General features: G+C 66.7%; 1 protein-coding gene. It reads left to right on the forward strand.

The genetic code is table 11. The annotated features are described in order from the left end of the window. Positions 1–549, forward strand: a 549-nt coding sequence (locus IE157_RS12730) for a cadmium resistance transporter (protein WP_193520156.1), incomplete at its 5' end; no start/stop codon positions are given. Positions 550–636 lie beyond the last annotated feature (87 nt).

Below are 636 nucleotides of genomic sequence, written 5' to 3' on the forward strand. Positions count from 1 at the left end.
ATCGACGACATCATCGTGCTATCCCTGTTCTTCGGCCGTGGTGCGGGCCAGCGTGGGACCACCGTCCGAATCCTGGTCGGCCAGTACCTCGGCTTCGCCGGCATCCTGGGTGCGGCAGTGCTCGTGTCCTTAGGCGCGGGCGCGTTCTTGCCCCCGGGGGTCATCCCCTACTTCGGGCTCATCCCGCTGGGCCTGGGAGTGTGGGCGGCCTGGCAGGGGTGGCGCAGAGGCGAAGACGATGATGACGACGCCAAGATCGAGGGCAAGAATGTCGCCGTCTGGACCGTGGCCGGGGTGACCTTCGCCAACGGCGGGGACAACATCGGCGTCTACGCCCCGGCCTTCCTCAGCGTCGGCCCGGGGGCTGTGGCTGCCTACTGCATCGTGTTCCTGGCCCTGGTCGCGGTGCTGGTGGGCCTGGCCAAGTTCGTCGCCACCCGCCGACCGATCGCCGAGGTCCTGGAGCGCTGGGAACACATCCTGTTCCCCATCGTGCTGATCGGCCTGGGTTTCTTCATCCTGATCAGCGGCGGGGCCTTCGGTTTCTAACCACGCTTCCTGATCGGCAGCCTCCACCACAAAGAGATCTCCGGCCATTGTCGATGCCGACGTCCTGGCGATCGTTGCTGGCCCCAG

The organism is Kocuria marina, from assembly GCA_014652975.1.
In the GTDB taxonomy this organism is placed as follows: domain Bacteria; phylum Actinomycetota; class Actinomycetes; order Actinomycetales; family Micrococcaceae; genus Kocuria; species Kocuria marina.